Annotated in this window: 15 protein-coding genes; 11 read left to right on the plus strand and 4 right to left on the minus strand. The window is 69.7% G+C overall.

Annotated features, from left to right (window positions below; translation table 11 throughout):
* The 11 genes from ACFSHS_RS02625 (at position 1) to ACFSHS_RS02675 (ending at position 14470) form a co-directional block, all read left to right on the plus strand.
* Positions 1 to 1110, plus strand: coding sequence for a DNA N-6-adenine-methyltransferase (locus ACFSHS_RS02625; protein WP_376871355.1), 1110 nt, complete (start codon positions 1 to 3; stop codon positions 1108 to 1110).
* A 250-nt stretch (positions 1111 to 1360) separates the two neighbouring features.
* The gene (locus ACFSHS_RS02630) at positions 1361 to 2548 is read left to right on the plus strand and encodes a hypothetical protein (RefSeq protein WP_376871357.1); all 1188 of its coding nucleotides are present in this window, start codon (positions 1361 to 1363) and stop codon (positions 2546 to 2548) included.
* Between the two features lie 86 nt (positions 2549 to 2634).
* Positions 2635 to 3804 carry a hypothetical protein gene (locus tag ACFSHS_RS02635; RefSeq protein WP_376871359.1) on the plus strand — a complete coding sequence of 390 codons (1170 nt, stop codon included), beginning with the start codon at positions 2635 to 2637 and terminating at the stop codon, positions 3802 to 3804.
* Positions 3805 to 3876: 72 nt separating this feature from the next.
* On the plus strand, positions 3877 to 5433 hold the full coding sequence (locus ACFSHS_RS02640; RefSeq protein WP_376871362.1) for a hypothetical protein: 1557 nt from the start codon (positions 3877 to 3879) through the stop codon (positions 5431 to 5433).
* A gap of 63 nt (positions 5434 to 5496) precedes the next feature.
* Positions 5497 to 6894, plus strand: coding sequence for an AAA domain-containing protein (locus ACFSHS_RS02645; protein WP_376871365.1), 1398 nt, complete (start codon positions 5497 to 5499; stop codon positions 6892 to 6894).
* Between the two features lie 200 nt (positions 6895 to 7094).
* A complete protein-coding gene (locus ACFSHS_RS02650) occupies positions 7095 to 11918 on the plus strand; it encodes a DEAD/DEAH box helicase (protein WP_376871367.1) in 4824 nt (1607 codons plus the stop codon).
* 32 nt (positions 11919 to 11950) lie between these two features.
* On the plus strand, positions 11951 to 12097 hold the full coding sequence (locus ACFSHS_RS02655; RefSeq protein WP_376871369.1) for a hypothetical protein: 147 nt from the start codon (positions 11951 to 11953) through the stop codon (positions 12095 to 12097).
* A gap of 449 nt (positions 12098 to 12546) precedes the next feature.
* Positions 12547 to 13095, plus strand: coding sequence for a hypothetical protein (locus tag ACFSHS_RS02660; protein WP_376871371.1), 549 nt, complete (start codon positions 12547 to 12549; stop codon positions 13093 to 13095).
* Positions 13096 to 13255: 160 nt separating this feature from the next.
* Positions 13256 to 13729 carry a hypothetical protein gene (locus tag ACFSHS_RS02665; RefSeq protein WP_376871373.1) on the plus strand — a complete coding sequence of 158 codons (474 nt, stop codon included), beginning with the start codon at positions 13256 to 13258 and terminating at the stop codon, positions 13727 to 13729.
* A 10-nt stretch (positions 13730 to 13739) separates the two neighbouring features.
* Positions 13740 to 14039 (plus strand): hypothetical protein, encoded by a 300-nt coding sequence (locus tag ACFSHS_RS02670; RefSeq protein ID WP_376871375.1) that lies wholly within the window; start codon positions 13740 to 13742, stop codon positions 14037 to 14039.
* A gap of 128 nt (positions 14040 to 14167) precedes the next feature.
* On the plus strand, positions 14168 to 14470 hold the full coding sequence (locus ACFSHS_RS02675; RefSeq protein ID WP_376871377.1) for a hypothetical protein: 303 nt from the start codon (positions 14168 to 14170) through the stop codon (positions 14468 to 14470).
* A 100-nt stretch (positions 14471 to 14570) separates the two neighbouring features.
* On the opposite strand, the gene ACFSHS_RS02680 is transcribed toward ACFSHS_RS02675, so the two are convergent.
* From ACFSHS_RS02680 to ACFSHS_RS02695, 4 genes are all read right to left on the minus strand, one after another.
* A complete protein-coding gene (locus ACFSHS_RS02680; RefSeq protein WP_376871379.1) occupies positions 14571 to 14879 on the minus strand; it encodes an MGMT family protein in 309 nt (102 codons plus the stop codon).
* Between the two features lie 134 nt (positions 14880 to 15013).
* A complete protein-coding gene (locus tag ACFSHS_RS02685; RefSeq protein ID WP_376871381.1) occupies positions 15014 to 15790 on the minus strand; it encodes a hypothetical protein in 777 nt (258 codons plus the stop codon).
* Positions 15791 to 16086: 296 nt separating this feature from the next.
* Positions 16087 to 16578 (minus strand): hypothetical protein, encoded by a 492-nt coding sequence (locus ACFSHS_RS02690; protein ID WP_376871384.1) that lies wholly within the window; start codon positions 16576 to 16578, stop codon positions 16087 to 16089.
* A complete protein-coding gene (locus tag ACFSHS_RS02695) occupies positions 16575 to 16799 on the minus strand; it encodes a hypothetical protein (protein ID WP_376871387.1) in 225 nt (74 codons plus the stop codon). Before ACFSHS_RS02695 ends, ACFSHS_RS02690 begins: the two co-directional genes overlap by 4 nt.
* Positions 16800 to 16802: the final 3 nt, after the last annotated feature.

Below are 16802 nucleotides of genomic sequence, written 5' to 3' on the forward strand. Positions count from 1 at the left end.
ATGACCGCCACCGGCACCACCACGTCCACCTTCAGCTCCGTTCTCTTCTCTTCCAAGAGCGACAACTGGCCCACCCCGCAGGACACCTACGACCCCCTGCACGCCGAGTTCGGGTTCGTGGTGGACGCCTGCGCCAGCGCCACGAACCGGAAGGTGGAGGCCTACTACGGCCTCGACCACACCGACCCCGCGCGCCGCGACGGCCTGGCCGGCGACTGGGCGGCCGACGCCGCCCGGCTCGGCGGCGCCGTCTGGATGAATCCGCCCTACGGGCGGCGCATCACCGACATGTGGGTGGCCAAGGCCGCCGCCGCCGCCGCTGGCGCCACCGTCGTCTGCCTGGTGCCCTCCCGCACCGGCACGAAGTGGTTCCACGACCTCGTCCTCGCGAACGGGGCCGAGGTGCGGTTCGTCAAGGGACGCCTCAAGTTCGGCGACGCGACGAACAGCGCGCCGTTCGACAGCCTCATCGTCGTCTTCCGCCCACCGACGGACTCGGCCACCACCGAGGAGGCCACCGCCCCCGCCGCGGTCCGCGCCCCTCTGCCCGCCCAGGCAACCGCCGGTGCTTCCGCCCCCCGGCGCCACCAGGACCGCGCCGCCCGCGGCATTGACAGCACCACCACGTCGCCCAGCCCCTCGACCGCCGCCCGCACGGTCGGGCCGCGGGACGCCGCGCCGCACCAGCCGACGGTGCCGACGTCGCAACCCGGCCGCGGGCCGGGAGCAGTCCCCGACCCCCGGCCCGAGGACGCCTCGCCCGCGAAGGAGGCCGCTACATCGCCCACGGGTCCCGCCGCGACAGCACCGCACGCCGGGCGTGAGCGGCCGCTGCCGGGAACCGTCCGGGCGACGGCGGCAGGGAGCGCGCCCGGCGTCCCCGAGCCGGCCGGCGGGCCCCAGCGCGACGCCAGCCCGGCCACCCGAGGACGCATGACGCTCTCGCCCTTCCGACCGGATGTCGCGACGTCGCTCCACCGCCGGGTGGGCGCTGGCCCGAACCTCCGCGCCGGCGGCCACTGCAACACCGCTCGGTGGGCGGAGGCGTCTTGCTTGCGCAGCATCAGCACCTACGTGCCTCGCGGGGCGGCGCGACGTCCTGCTGGCTGACGTGTCCCCGAACAGGCAGAGCCCCGGGCGGGGAGCAGTACCGCCCGGGGTCGCGCGTCTCTCGAGAAGGCGGCTGCCCAGCCAACTGGTCACCGACCCAATCCCACCTCGCCGATCGAGGGCGGTCCGCAGCTTTGGCCCGCCCGAGCTGGGCGAGCGGCCCGGACTCCGATGGGAGTGAGGCGGCGGGAGCCACCGGCCGGAGCGAAAGCATGGACAAAGCATGGAAGCCGCGTGGTAGCCTCCTGGCATGAACGAGGAACTGGTCGAGCTGCTGCAGGCGTTGCCGGCGTTGCAGCAGGGGTTCGCGCGGGCCTTGGCGGACGGCGACGACGACCTCGTCGCGGAGCTCTGGGGCCAGCTGCGTGCGGTTGAGGAGCGCCGCGATCAGTTGCTCGCCACCACTACGTCCGGGCGTGCCGCGATCTCTTCACGCCAGAAGTCCCCCGAGCCGCCCCCGGTCGCCCGCGCCGACGAGCGGGGTGCGAAGCCGGTGCGCCGGAGTCGCACCAAGCCGTCCAGCGGCCGGAGCTCGTCCCGGGCGGACGGTGCAAGCGCCTCCGACGAGGGCGCGAACTTCCCGATGGTCCCGGGCATGGGCGTGAACCGCGACGGGAAGCGGCTGCGCGCAGCGGAGCGCACTTGGTTGCCTGCCGCACCGGGTGCGCAGGAGCGCCCGATGCGCGAGGTCGTGCTCGAGGCTCTGCACCTGGTGGGCCGGCCCATCGCCGTTCCGCTGCTGCGCGACATCGTCCGGGTGCGTGAGGACGTCGACCTGCCGACCGCGCGGTTGGCCAGTCTGCGCCGGGACGAGGAGCGCAGCTACCGGACCGCGGCTACCCGTCCCGCCTACGTGGTCCCCGCGCTCACGTTCGACCGCTTCACGGCGGTTCGCGGCGTTCTCGCCTCCAGCGTCTTCCCGCTGCCCGTCAGGCTGATCGCGCCGGCCAGCAGCCGCGTCGACTTCTTGCACACCGTCATGGCGCTCGCCGACGACTTCGCGGCTCTGCGCCGGCTCGGCACGCCGCGGGCGCCCACCAGCGGCTCCGGCCCCGCGATCGAGGATGCGATCGAGGCGCCCGGCGACACGGTCGACACGGGGCCGGAGCGATACCTCGTGCAGCAGGGCATGGAGCCGGAGACCGCGACCGACCGGGCGCTGCGGCCGTATGCGCTGCTGCTCGCCCGCCTCGCCCGCACTGTGCCCGGCGCAATGAGCGGCACGGGGAGCACCAGCGGCGCGGGAGGGTGGATCGACGTGGCGGAGATCCACGCCGCGGCCGCCGCGGAACTCGCCGTGCTCGCCGACGAGGACACCGTCGACCGGGAAGCCGCTGCCGAGCGCGCCCGCGGCCAGCTCGACGTCGCCACCCAGCTGTTCGGCTCCAAGCCCCGCGTGATCTCCAACTCCGCCGCCGACCGCCGCAAGGAGGCGTGATGCCCCCGACCCGCTCCCGCCCGCCGCGCCGCCCGGGCGGAACCTCGAGCAGCTCCGGGTCCGGGACGGGCCCCGGCCCCGGAGGGATGGCCGTCGGCCCGCTCGGTGCGTTTCTCGGCGCGAACACGCCGGTCGCGCTCAACGCTCGGGGCATCACCGCGATGCTGGAGACTCCCGGCTGCGTGCGCCGCGCGGTGTTCGACTCAACGGTCGGTCTCGACAGCCTCACACGCATCCTCGACCTCCCGCCCGGCGAGCAGGCGCAGCACGCGTTCGCCCGCGGCAACTCCTTCGAGGACCACGTCATGGCGAACGGTGCCTCGGAGCTGCTGCCCATCCTGCGTTCGCAGCTCAACCTGCCGGTCGCCCAGGTGAGGTTCGAGGATCTGTCCGCTAAGAAGGTCCGCGAGAACCTGGGCGCGGTGCCCGACCTCAACGCTACGCGCGTCCGCCTGACCAACGACCTGCTGCGAGCCATGCTCAGCGGCACCCCGGGCGCGCCGACGATCATCCGGCACGGCTTGACGACGCTCACGATCGGCAGCCGCACCGCCTACCTCGAGCAGGACGCGCTCGCCCTCGTCGTCGGCGGGCTCCTGCACATCATCGAGATCAAGAGCTTCCCGTTCCTCGACGGTCGCGCCGATCCCGGCAAGGCCGACGCCGCCGGTCGGCAGAGCGCGGTCTACGCGATGTCCCTCCAGCAGACGCTGGCCGGCCTCGGGCTGAACCCGGCGACGGTGTCCACCACCTCGCTTCTGGTCCTGCCGCAGAACTTCAGCCTCACCCCGGTCGGCCACCTGCTGCCCCTCGAGACGCGCATCCGCCGCCTGACGCGGCAGTTGCAGACACTCCCCGACGACGCTGCGCTCGCCGCCGTCCTCCCGCCCGGCCTTGCGCTGCCGACGCTCCCGGTCGTCACCAACACCGCCGACCCGGCCAAGCGTCGGGGGCAGGACATCGAGATCGCGAAGGTCGCCCCCGCCGTCTCGGCCGCCTTCAATGCCCTCCCACCGACCTTCGGCGACGCGTGCCTGTCCTGCCCGGCCTTCCTGCGCTGCCGCGACGAGGCCGCCCGCACCGGCGCGGTGGCCAGCCTCGGCAGCACCGCCGCCAGCGCCTGCGGATCCGTCGGCCACATCGCCACCGCGCTGGCGCTCGCCGAGGGCACCCGTACCCCGGGGGACGAGGCCGAGATCGCGCTCGCCGCCGCGCTGGCCCGCGCTCAGGCCGCCCGCTCCCGCCGGGTCAGCTGACCGTCCGTCACACCTGCCGGCGCACCGCCACCACCCACTCCGACGCCCACACACCGACCGGGAGGACCGCTCGTGAACAGCAACCGGCTGCTCGACGCCCTGCGCGCCGCGGACACCGGCAACGCCGTCCCGGCCCGCAGCCGTTGCCACACCCATCTGAGCCGCGAGCCGCTGGTGATCACCGCATACCACCTGGCCAACGAGCCCGGCGCGCCCGTGGGCCTGCTTTACGGCACTGACCGCGATCATCCGCACGTCGTCGCGTTCGGCAACCCTCTCAACCGTGACCTGCGCTTCGCCGGCCTCGCGGAGGTCGCCCGCGACGTCATCGGCTACCTGACCCGTTTCGGCGCGACCACCACGCGGACGTACACGCCGACCCGTGGCCCGAACGCCGGACAGACCCGCACGACCGTGCTGGCCGTCGACACCCCGCAAATCGTCACCCCGAACACCGGCACCGCCACGTGGCTGGGTGAGGTCCTCGGCCGCTCGCTGCGCTACCTGAAGCCCGCGGAGCAGAACGTCGATCCTCTGCTGCCGGCCCTTGGCGCATACCTGACCGTCTTCTCCCAGCGCAGCCACGACCCCCTGTCCCACCTGCTCGTCGTGGCCACCCAGCTGCTCAGCGAGCACTGGACGACCGGGCAGCTGTCGGGGGAGACGGAGAACCTGCACGCACTGCTCGGCTGGATCGACCCGATGGCAGGGGAATCCGGCCGCACCAGCGCCGCCGCCGTCGAGCGAGGGTTCCTGCCCGTCGGCCCGGAGCCGGACGCAGCCTTCGACCCGTTGCTGTACCCCGCCATCGACGCCTGGCGCGCCGGGGTCGCCGCCGGCACCGACCCGGTGGCGGCGTCCGCCCAGATGCGCGAGGCGATCGTGACCGCGTTGCTCCCTGGCTACCAGGCGACGTTCGACGCCCTCGACGTCGCCCGTGCGCTGCCGCCCGCAGCGCACACAGCGGCCCGCCACGACGGCGACCGCCAGGCGTGGGCACGTCTGCACGGCGACGTCACCGGTGGCACCGCGCGCTTCCGCCGGCTGCTGGACGCGCTGTCCGGCGCGCGACTGCTGCAGAACAACGAGAAGGCCGTCGCCGAGTACGCCCGCCAGACGGCCCTCGACGACCGGTGCGTCGTCGACGAGCTGATCGCCGACGGTGAGGCCACCAGCGGCACCGTGGTGGCCGTCGACCCGAGTCACCGCGTGGGCCGCCGGTACCGGCCACGGCTGCAGATGCAGCCCGACGTCGGCTATCTGCGCGCCCCCGGCGCGCGGCTGCACGTCACCGGCCGGGCCCGCATGACCGCCGACGTCGTCGCCGTCGACCCGGCCACGGGCATTGTCACAGTCGAACTGGCCGGGGGGATGGGCAACGGGCAACCGGCCCCCTCGGCCGTGCCCGCGCCCGGCGACCTCATCGAGCTGACCCCGTACGGCCCGGAGGAGTTCTACCCGCAGACGCTGCCGTCAGCTCTGCCGTGGACGCACCAGCTGCCCGCCCCTGTGGCCGATCCGACCGCTGGTGCCGCCGGACCGGCGATCCCCACGCCGGTCGACGTCGATGCGCTGCCGCCGGCAGCCCGTCCTCTGGCGACCGTCACTCCGCTGCCCACCGCCGACTGACCCCGGTCGGGCGTTCCCGAGCACACCCGTTCACGACCGCAGACCCGCTGACGAGGAGTCCGCATGCCGCGCACAACGACCACCCCGCCGGCGACGCGCACGGCCCAGCCCCGGCCCAGCATCGACCCAGCCGCCCGTCGCGCATCCGCCGCCGCCACCGCGGAGGTGCTGCGCCAGATGCAGGCCCCCGGCTGGCGGCTCACCCTCGTAGACAGTCCGCCCGGGGCCGGCAAGACGACCCTCGTGGGCAGCGTTGCCGACGACCGGCTGCACGGCGGTGACCACAACATCCCGATCGTCACCCAGACCAATGCGCAGGCCGACGACCTGACACGCACGCTGTCGGCCCGCTTCACCGGCAGCAACCGCACCATCGGCCGGCTCCACGCCTCGGACTACGCCGCCCCCGCGGACCTGAGTGCTGACCCGTCCGTCGTGTGCAGCAAGGACATCGGGGCGTTGACCGGCTGCTCGGTGGTCGTGGCCCCGGCCAAGAAGTGGGCCTTCGTCGACGCTGGCTCCTGGACATGGCCCTACGGGATCGTGGACGAGGTCTACCAGATGCGCAGCGACGGCCTGCTTGAGGTGGCCGACCTGTTCGACGGCCTGCTCGCCGTCGGCGACCCCGGCCAGCTCAACCCGTGGACGTCCGGTGACGAGAGCCTCGTCCGCGGCTACGACGGCACACCGCTCGCCTCCGCTGCACACACCCTCTTGCGCAGCCACCCCACCACGGCAGTGGTCACCCTGCCGACCTCGTGGCGGCTCGCGCCGTCCGCGGCGGCGGTCATCTCCGAGGCCTTCTACACCCAGCCGTTCACCGCCGCCAGCATGCCCGGCGCCCGCGCTCTGCAGCTGCGCCTGCCGGGCCGCGACAGCATCGACACCGCCCTGACGCACGCGGCCCAGACGGGGTGGACGCTGCTGGAGCTGCCCGAAGCCCACATGCCAACCGGCGACCCGCGCGCTGTGGACGCCCTGGTCGAACTCGTCACACGCACCCTGACCGGTGGCGCGACCTGTCGTGACGAGCGCGGGCGCATCTACCCCATCGCTGCCGAACACCTCGCAGTCGGAGTCGCGCACCGCGCGCAGCGCGATGCCGTCCGGTACGCCCTCGCGCCCGTGCTCACCGGGCTCGGCCTGGAGCCGGACGCCGTTGCTGTCGACACGGCCAACCGGCTGCAGGGTCGCGAGTTCGAGATTGTGTTCGCCTGGCACCCCATGAGTGGCCGCCGTGACGCCACGGCCTTCCACATCGAAGCGGGCCGGTTGTGCGTGTTGCTGAGCCGGCACCGGCAGGCGTGTGTGCTGGTCACCCGCGGCGGACTGCGGCGCCAGCTGGAGACTTTCCCGCAGCCGGACAAGCTCTGGCTCGGTGAGCACCAGCCGACCGTCTCCGGGTGGGAGGCCAACCTGACCGTGCTTGACCACCTGCAGCCCCACCTGATCCGCGCGTGAGCTGCCCTGCCCGCAGTTCGTGCTGAGCGGCCACCGGGTCCGCTGTCGCCAGGCAATCCGGCGGCTGCCGCAGCAGGGGGCCATCTGCTGAAGCGGTTGGGGCTACCGGTCCCCGCCACAGAAGGGACGGGGTCCGGGCGACCGCACCGCATGTAGTGTCCGCGCGCCTTGCAGCGGCAGCGCTGAACGTATCGGGGAGGATGCAGTCCGTGACAACGCTTGAGGACATCCTGGGTCAGCTGTACGCCTCCGCGACCGATGAGCGGGACAAGGGCGACAAGTTCGAACGGCTGATGCTGCAGTTCTTCAAGACGGATCTTCAGTGGTCTGAGCGGTTCTCGGACGTCTGGATGTGGATGGACTGGCCCGGACGGAACGGGCGTCCCGACACCGGCGTCGACCTCGTGGCCACGGACGCGGCGACCGGGGACACAGTCGCGATCCAGTGCAAGTTCTACGACCCGGCGACCACCATCTACAAGCACCACATCGACTCTTTCCTGGCGGCGTCTGGCAAGCACCCCATCGCCCAGCGGCTGATCGTGACCACCACCGACAAGTGGGGGGCGAACGCCGAAGAGGCCATCGAGAACCAGCAGATCCCGGTTCAGCGGCTGCGGTTCATGGACCTGGCCGAGTCCTCGATCGACTGGTCGCAGTTCGACCTGTCGACGCCCGAGGTCATGGCGCTCAAGGACAGGAAGAAGCTCCGCCCACACCAGCAGCTCGCGCTGGAGCGGGTCCGCAACGGCTTCGCCATCGAGGATCGCGGCAAGCTCATCATGGCCTGCGGCACGGGCAAGACCTTCACCTCGCTGAAGATCGCCGAGGACCTGGTCAAGCCCGGCGGCACGGTCCTGTTCCTGGTGCCGTCCATCTCCCTGCTCGCCCAGACCCTGCGCGAGTGGTCGATCGAGGTGGAGACCGACTTGCGCCCGTTCGCGGTGTGCTCCGACACCAAGGTCGGCAAGCGCACCCAGGCCCAGACGGACGAGGACATCCCGGTCGTCGATCTCGCCATTCCGGCCACCACCGACCCGAACCGTCTGTACGCCCAGCTGGCCGATACCGCTGCCGGTGCGGACAAGCTCACCGTGGTCTTCTCCACCTACCAGTCCATTGGCGTGGTCGCCGAGGCCCAGGGCCAGGGCCTGCCCGACTTCGACCTGGTGATCTGCGACGAGGCTCACCGCACCACCGGGGCCACCCTTGTTGGCGAGGACGAGTCGGCCTTCGTCCGTGTGCACGACAACGACTTCATCCGGGCCGCTAGGCGCCTGTACATGACGGCCACTCCGCGCATCTACGACGACGCGTCCAAGGCCAAGGCTGGCCAGGCCCAAGCGGTCCTCGCCTCAATGGACGACGAGACCAAGTACGGCCAGGAGTTCCACCGCCTCGGCTTCGGCGAGGCCGTCAGCGCGGACCTGCTCACCGACTACAAGGTTCTCGTCCTTGCCGTGGACGAGAAGTCGGTCTCCCGCACGTTCCAAGTGCAACTGGCTGACGAAAACTCCGAGCTGAAGCTCGACGACGTCGCCAAGATCGTCGGCTGTTGGAACGGCCTGGCCAAACGGGGGCAGCTCGAAGCCGGCTTCGCCGCGGACCCCTCTCCGATGAGCCGGGCAGTCGCGTTCGCCCGCTCCATCAAGGACTCCAAGAAGTTCGCGGACCTGTTCAAGGGCATCGTCGCCGACTACCTCGTGCAGTCGGGCATCACAGAGGACCCGCGCAAGCAGGACCACCCCCTTCTGTGCGAGGTCGAGCACGTCGACGGCACCTTCAACATCCTGGCCCGCAACGAAAAGCTCGACTGGCTCAAGGCCGGCATCGGCGAGGGGCATTGCCGGGTCCTGTCCAACGCCCGGTGCCTGTCGGAGGGCGTCGACGTCCCGGCGCTGGACGCGGTGATGTTCCTCAACCCGCGCAAGTCCGTGGTTGACGTCGTGCAGTCCGTGGGGCGGGTCATGCGCCGGGCCCCGGGCAAACAGTACGGCTACATCATCCTGCCGATCGGCATCCCCTCGGGCATGCAGCCGGAGGATGCCCTCCGGGACAACGACCGCTACGCCATCGTCTGGGAGGTACTCCAGGCTCTTCGCGCGCACGACGAGCGGTTCGACGCCATGGTCAACAAGATCGAGCTCAACCGCGCGTCGGACGACCGCATCCAGATCATCGGCGTTGGGGGCGGTGAAGACGATCAAGACGGCTCTGGCCCGCCGTCCTATGTGCAGGGCGAGTTCGCTTTTCCCGAGCTGGGCGAATGGCGGGAGGCGATCTACGCCAAGATCGTCCAGAAGGTCGGATCTCGTCGGTACTGGGAGGACTGGGCCAAGGACGTCGCCGTCATCGCCGAGAAGCACACGACGCGCATCACCGCCCTCCTCGACGACCCTGACGTGCCGGTGCACGAGCAGTTCGACGCGTTCCTCACCGGACTCCGCGGCAATCTCAACGACTCCATCACCCGCGGCGACGCGATCGACATGCTTGCGCAGCACCTGATCACACGACCCGTGTTCGACGCACTGTTCGAGGGCTACTCGTTCACGGAACACAACCCGGTCTCCCAGGTCATGCAGGCGATGCTCGACACCTTGGACGAGTACAACCTCGAAGCGGAGAACGAGACGCTGGACAGGTTTTACGAGTCTGTTCGGCTGCGTGCCGCCGGCATTGACAACGCCGAGGGCAAGCAGAAAATCATCGCCGAGTTGTATGAGAAGTTCTTCAGGACCGCCTTCCCGAAGACGGCGGATGCGCTCGGTATCGTCTACACTCCCATCGAGATTGTCGACTTCATCTTGGGTTCGGTCGAGCATCTCTTGGGAGCAGAGTTCGGAGCCTCCCTTTCGGACGACGGCGTGCACGTCTTGGATCCGTTCACCGGCACTGGGACCTTTGTCGTCAGGCTCTTGCAGTCCGGGCTCATCAATCGCCACCACCTCGCGCGGAAGTATGCGAGCGAGCTGCACGCGAATGAAATCATGCTGCTTGCGTATTACATTGCAGCTATCAACATTGAGGCCGCATATCACGGGGTTGTCGCTCAGGATGATCCGGGAGCCGGATACGAGCCGTTCGATGGCATCGTGCTTACCGATACATTTCAGTCGACCGAAGTCGACGACGCCATCGACGATCTCATATTCCCGACGAATAATGCCCGACTCGAAGAGCAGAAGGCCCTCGATATTCGAGTTATCGTTGGAAATCCGCCGTATTCCGTCGGGCAAACGTCGAGCAATGACAACAACGCAAATCTAAAGTACCCAACGCTCGACAAGGCGATCGAGAGGTCCTATGCGCTGGGAACCTCTGCGAGAAGTGCCCGGACACTGTACGACTCCTACATTCGGGCGATCCGATGGGCTACGGACCGCGTAAGGGACGCAGGAATCATTGCGTTCGTCACCAATGGCGGTTTCCTGGACGCGAATACGACGGACGGGCTCCGCAAGGCACTCGCTAGCGAGTTCGCCAGCGTCTACGTCTACAACCTCCGCGGCAATCAGCGCACTGCTGGTGAACTCTCTCGCAAGGAGGGGGGCAAGATTTTCGGGGCGGGCTCCCGGAACACGGTCGCGATCACCTTCTTGGTCAAGAAGTCCGGACACGAAGGTCCTGCCACCATCTACTACCGTGATATCGGGGACTACTTGAGTCGCGAGGATAAGCTCGAGATCCTCGCCCGCGGGACATTCCGTGAGCTAGAGTGGGAAACCATTCTGCCCAATGGTGCCGGAGATTGGATCAATCAGCGCACCGGTCTTCTCGACGACCACTTGTCGCTTGGCTCGAAGTCGAGTTCTGATCCGACCGTATTCGGCATGTACACGCTCGGTCTGAATACCGGGAAAGATGCGCACGTGGTCAGCTTCTCGCGCGAGAAACTCCAGGCACGAGTGGCAAAGATGTGCGCCTTCTACAACGCCGCTCTCGAGCACTTCGAATCGGAAGGATCAACAGATCAACTTCCCGTCGACCCGAGCACGTTTGTCTGGAACCGAACCAGTAGGAATCACCTCGCTCGCCGCCGCAGGTACGACCAGGCTCGCGGCTCCGTTCGGCCGACGATTTACCGCCCCTTCTCGAAGGAGCTGGTGTACTACTCGAGTGATCTCAATGAAATGATGTACCGAACGGCGACTGCATTTCCGGAACTCGACGTCCCGAACTACGGGATCGCCATCCTCGCGCCGGGACCTGATCTGCCTCTCGCTACTCTGTTCGTGGACGCGATTCCAAACCTCAATCTCTTCTCGTATCCAGCCCAGTTCTTTCCGCGTTGGGCGTACGAAGAGATCGATCCTGTCGGCGAAGCCCAGGAAGAGATCGGCCTCGCCACGCCAACTGGGGAGCGGGTCGGAAGGTACCGGCGAGTCGACAACATCACTCCGGGTGTGGTCGCAGACTTCCAGGCGGCGTACGGAGCGGACGTCACTGCAGACGATGTCTTCTTCTATGTGTATGGACTGCTGCACTCTCCGGACTATCGCACCCTGTTCTCGGCTGACCTAAAGAAGATGCTTCCCCGCGTCCCCAGAGTCCGCTTGCGCGATGACTTCGACGCGTTCGCGGGCGCTGGGCGAGCGCTGGCTGAGCTACACCGTGGCTACGAGCATGTCGACCCATACCCGCTGACAATCACTGGAGACCTGCCCGCGGGGCCTGGATCCGCCGACCTGTTCGGCTGGTACCACGTCGAAAAGATGCGGTTCGGCGGGAAGGGTAAGAGTAAAGACCGTTCTATGGTGGTCTACAACTCGCGCATTGCAATCTCGGATATTCCCGCGGAGGCTCATGAGTACATGCTGGGTTCACGGTCCGCGATTGAATGGATCCTCGATCGCTATCAGGTGAGGACTGACAAGGCGTCGGGCATTACTAGCGACCCAAATGACTGGGCTCGGGAAGTGGGGAACCCGCGCTACATTCTCGACCTCTTGTGCCGCGTCGTGACGGTCAGCGTCGAAACGGTGCGCATCGTGAGGGGGTTGCCGACGTTCGAGTTGCCATAAGATCGCCGGGTATCAGCGCCCCTTCGCTGTGAGTGCAGTGCGTTGCAGGGCCGCCGGCCAGCGACGATGCCGGTCGCGGGATCGCCTGGCTGTTCGTACGTGTGCTGGTGCTGCGCTTGACCGGCGTCGTGATGGGCGCCTTTCGCCGCCAGCACAACTGCGACATCAAGTTCCTGTAGGCGCGCTACAGGGATCTGGAGGCGCGGATGGCGGAGTTGGAGGGCGAGTGGTCACGGAAGTAGCGGCCTCGCCCGGGTGGGTGCCCGGCTGCGCTTCGGGACGCGCAGCCGGCGCCGGACGGTGGGTCGTCGACCTCGCGAGCGGGCGCCGGGGCATGTGGCCTGGCCGGGTACCGCCGCGCGCCTGGCACACGGACGACTCCGGAAATCCCGTTGTTCACAGGTCCCTGACCGATCGGGTCTGGTGGTACGTACGGCGTCGGGCTGGCTCGGGAGAGCTGCTGGCGAGCCTGGCCTCCCGCTGACCACGGTGCCCGGGAGGATCTGCGCCAGTTCGGCTGCGGCCTGGTCCAGCGGGCCCTCGGCTTGGTGAGAGATCCGTCCGAGAGCTCCGCGTTTCCCTCGGCGAGGTGACGCTTCCGCGGCCGCCGGTCGGCCAGCATGGAGGCATGCAGTCCGACGCCGGCCCCGCCGATGCGGCCGAGCAGATTGCTGCGCGCGCCCGCCGTCAGACGCGCCTCTTGGTCACCGCGGGCCGGCTGCGGGAAGCGCGGGAGGAACTGCTGCGCGCCGAGCAGCTGCTGGTCGCTCGTGCTGCGGAAACCCGCGGCCAGCGCGCCCGCCGGGTGGTCAACCGGGCGCTGCGGGACGTGCGGGGCCAGCTGGGCCTGCTGGACCAGGCCACCGGCCGCGCACCGCTGTCCGCCGCGGTCGGGCCGAAGCGCACACGACCGGCGTGGGAGGCGCGGCTGGGCGAGGCGGCCACGTTGATCGGATGGGGGCAGGTGGCCTTGGCGCGGGCGGCGCTGGACGCGGCCGCCGATCAGCTCGCCGAACAGGATCTGCCGGCCTTCCACCCGACCCGGCTGCGGCTGGCGCGGCTGTACGAGCAGCTGGAACCGCCCCCGCGTCACGACGGACCCACGCCCGCCGCTACTCGCTCGAGCAGCGTGCGCACGGTCTCCGGCGGGCTGCCGACCCTGGGCCGGCGCCGATGACACGGGGTCAGGCTCACCGCGGGCGGGGTCAGTCCCGGCCAGGTCCGCCTGAAGCCGTCGGGCGCCAGCGAGCGACTGCGGCCGCCGGGGGACGACATCAACTACACGACCCGCCCCGGGGGAGGAGTGCCGCAACTGCCGGCGGCGGGTCGCACGGCTTTTGCTCATCGACCTGAAGAACCTCAGCTACAGCGCCGATGGCGTGTTGATCAGCGCCCCCGACCTCGGCGTTCGGCTCGACGAAGTCCTCGCCCTGGCCGGTCCGGTGCACTACCGGCTTGTGGCTGCCCAACGTCACGTGCTCGTTCGCTACGGCGCCGAACTGGCGGCCAGGAACCTCCGGTGGCAGGTGTGCCGCTCTGGGCCCGACGAGGCCGACCGGGCGCTGACAGAGGCTGGCCGAGAGCTGCTCTCGCGCAACTATGGGCGCATCGTGGTTGCCTCCGGGGACCATTTCTTCGCCCCGTTCGGCGCGGTGTGCGACCTCTGTGTCGTTCTACCCCGAGGGGTCGTGGTCTCTGCCCGACTCGCCTCGGCGGCCACTGTGCTGACGACTCCCGTCCCGCTCGACCGTTCCCACTCTGTGACCGCCTCCGCCAGCCGGCCGGGCGTCTCCGTCCCCACTGCCGCTTGAGAGGCTCGTCATGCTGAAAGCTGTCCTCTACATCCTGGCTGCCGCGTCAGCCAGCTTCGGTGGCCCCGCAGCCGGGACCCTCCTGTTCCGGCGCGGACAGCAGGAGGCTGCCGCCTATCTGCAGGCCCGGGACACCGAGTCGATCGCCCGGGCACTGCGGGACGAGATCGGACTGGCCTCTCTGCGCGATGAGGCGCGCGCTGCCGGGATCGATCCCGATGTAATCGAGCGGGTCTACCGCGACTTGCGAGACGGGACGCTCACGATCGACCAGGCCGCGGCCCGCCTCCGTGGGCTTGACCCCAGCTGACAGCACGCCGATCTAGCGCCGACCGGGCTGCTGAGCCGACGGCCTCACCAGCGATGCCACCGGTCGGACGACACACCTACCCGGGTGAGGGCCCCGCGGCCGCACTGCCGGGACGAAGGAGGGGTGACGTGCCGGAGGGTACGAGTAAGAACTGGAACGCCTGGAACCGTCAGAAGAATGTTCACAACCCCGGGGCGACGGTTGGCATGACCAAGGCCGACGTCCAGCACGGCCTCGAGCTCGACGAGGCCGAAGAGCGCGGACGCCGACGGGGCTACGTGCAGGCTGGCCAGGACGCACTCGAGGCGGTCCGGGACGCATCGCTGCTCGACCGCATGCGCGGCGGTGACCGGCTCGATGAAGTCATCCGGGACGGCATGCGGGAGCGCGAGACGCGACGACGCAAGCAGCTGCCGCCCTCCGACGGCTGAGTGCGGCCCGGGGCTCTGCCCCATGCCGTCGAGTGGCCGCTGGCCGGCCGGTAGGGCAGGTGACGCCGACGGGGACCTACCGAGCGCGGATTTGCCGGCGCTAGGGCGCCGTGGCGTTGCGGCCTCCGAGCCGGGCACGAAGCTGGTCGGCAGCCAGGCGCTGCGCCGGGTCGGCGGCACCAGTCGAGCTGAACGTGACGCCCTCGTCCTTGAGCACCTCCCGGCAGGTCCGGGTCTCACCGGGGTCGCTCCAGGTGAAGTTCGCCCGCGGGCGCCGGTCGGAACCGAGAACCCGGTAGGCGTTCTCGCAGTCCTCGCACCGCGCCAGGTGCTGACCGACGGCCATGGCGTGTGAGCCCATGGCCTCGGCGAGATCGCCGTACGTCGTCCACTCGCCTGGCTTGAGCACGTGCAGCAGCTGGTGCAGCGGGGTCTAGTCCCGTCGACCCGGTGACGTGCCGGCGAGCTCGGCCAGGGTGGTGCCGTCCTCCAAGGCCCACCACTCCGGCCCGACGATGGACGTTTCTTTGCCCGCGGCCAGCTTCACGATGTGCTCGGCCAGTCCCGAGGCGGAGTACCGGGCGGAGTCGCCGGCCACTCCAGCGCCCGCACTCGCTCACCCGCCCGCCAAATCGCGCGCCCGCGTTCCGGCTGTTCGGCTACCCACTGAGCGAGCTTGCCGGCGTAGCTGCTGGCCGGCACGAGGCGGAGCTCGGTGCCGTCGCCGATCGCGCCGGACGCGGCCAGCGGCGCGACGGCGTTCGTCGTCGTGCGGCGCCGCGCCGTCGGTCCGGCCGCCTTGATCGTCGGCGCGACGGGGCTGACGGTGAGCTCGTCGGCCTCCGGAAGCGGCCACATCTGGGACACCGTGATGACGAGGTCATGAGCGCACTGGTAGGCGCCCATCTCGATCAGCGTGATGTCGAGCTCGCCCTGGGTGCACAGCCATACGACGGAGGAGGTGACCGGCTCGGGGAACGAGCCGGCGACTAGGACGATGCGCACCGCGGCGAGCTCCTCCGGGTCCAGCCCGCCGCAGTGCTCGTCCAGCTGCGCCAGCGCGTCGTCGGTGATCGCCGGGTCGCCGAGGGTGCGGCGCAGATAGTCAGCGTGGCAGGCGGCGAGCGTTTCGACCTTGAACCGCGACGCGTAGGCGGCGTACTTGATCGCCTGCATCTCAACGGTGTCGGGGGCACCGTCCCGCTTCAGTTCGGCGAGGACGAGCCGCCCGTCCTCGTCAAGTCCGAGCAAGTCCAGGCGGTCGCCGTGACTGCCGGATCCGGACACCCACTTGTCGAACTCGTAGGTCACGATGCGCACACCCGGGCCGAGGATCTGCGGGTGGGCGCGGATTTACTCCTGCAGGTCGGCCCGCTCCTTCAGCCCGGCCTCGGCCAGCGTGATCCGCCGTGCCAGTTCCGCGCGGCTGGGGTAGGCGGTGAAGACGAGTTCGCGGCGCATGTGCCTCATGGTGCCGAACGCGCCTCTCCCGGCCATCAGCACACTGTCGGTCAGACCCACGCCCACCCTCGTGCGCCCGTCCCTGCTGGGTCGTGTGGCTGCGCCGCGCGGGTCGCTTCGCGGAGCCGAGCACCTCAGAGGGCGATGTTGGCGACTTAGGCGGCGTGATCGCTCAAGAGAGTCACGCGCACTCGGCGCAGACGCCGCTGGGCAGCAGCGGGAACCAGTGGACCGGGCAGACCTTTTTCTTCCTTCTCGGTCTTCGCGTGATGGGCGGAGCCGACGCGGGACTTCGGTCCGGTGGCGCGCCAGGCGACCGCTTCGTCGGCGATGTCGGCGCTCAGTTGCGGTTGCTCGGTCAGGATCTGGTCGGGCAGCACGAGGTAGCTGGTGGCGGGTGTCTTCTTCCGCAGTTGGGAGCCGGGGATTTGGGCGGCGAGGGACGCGGCGCGTTCCGGCGGCAGGGCGATCGAGGCGTAGGTGCGGTGAAGGTAGACCGCGACCGCGCCTTCCATCGACGGGCGGAGGCTGACGTACTGCTCCTGCCGGTGGGACTCCACGGCGGTCCGCCCGGCCACGGCGGCGGCCAGGCTGCGGACGGCCGGCGTGGGGTCGAGGTCGTCGAGGTGTTCGTTCAGATTGCTCATGCCAACTCCTTTTCGAGGGTGTGGACGATGGACGGCCGAGGGTGCGCCGACGGCAGGACGGCTCGCACCCGGTCGAGAGCGTCGCGGAACGAGCTGGCGGTGAGCCGGGCGCCGTAGGCGGCTGCCACGACGGGCGTGCGGGTCTCGGCGTGGACGCAGTGCAGGAACACCGTCTTGCCCTCGGCGCGCAGCGCCGCGACGGTTGCCGCGGCATCGGCCACGAC

Source organism: Blastococcus deserti (assembly GCF_042682525.1).
GTDB classification, from domain to species: domain Bacteria; phylum Actinomycetota; class Actinomycetes; order Mycobacteriales; family Geodermatophilaceae; genus Blastococcus_B; species Blastococcus_B deserti.